Source organism: Arthrobacter sp. 05T442, from assembly GCF_056395945.1.
Genome location: NZ_JBFTKM010000074.1, coordinates 1 through 383, shown reverse-complemented (window position 1 = coordinate 383; position 383 = coordinate 1). Strand labels below are relative to the sequence as shown.

Annotated in this window: 1 protein-coding gene; it reads left to right on the top strand. The window is 67.4% G+C overall.

Annotated features, from left to right (window positions below):
- The coding region (locus AC1DES_RS19245) for an amidohydrolase family protein (RefSeq protein ID WP_476897289.1) at positions 1 to 383 on the top strand (383 nt) is incomplete at both ends.

Sequence of the window (383 nt, the reverse complement as noted above, 5' to 3'; positions counted from 1 at the left end):
TCTTCATGCGGCGGGGCATCGCCTTGCGTGATTTCGGGCGCTATCGGCGCGCCGGCGTGAATATCGGCCTGGGGACGGACACTTATCCCCACAACATGCTCGAGGAAATGCGCAACGCGGCCTATGTCGCGCGCCTGATGGCGGAGAGCCCGCGCACGCTCAGCACGACCGACCTGTTCGAGGCTGCGACGGTCGCTGGCGCCCGTGCGCTGGGGCGCAGCGATATCGGCCGGCTCGCGGTTGACTGCAAGGCGGACCTCGTGCTCGTCGATCTCGCCCATCCCATGATGCAGCCGCGGCGTGATCCCGTTCGCAGCCTGATCTACGCAGCGGCCGAGCGCGCGGTCGATCGCGTCTATGTCGATGGCCGGCTTGTCGTGAAC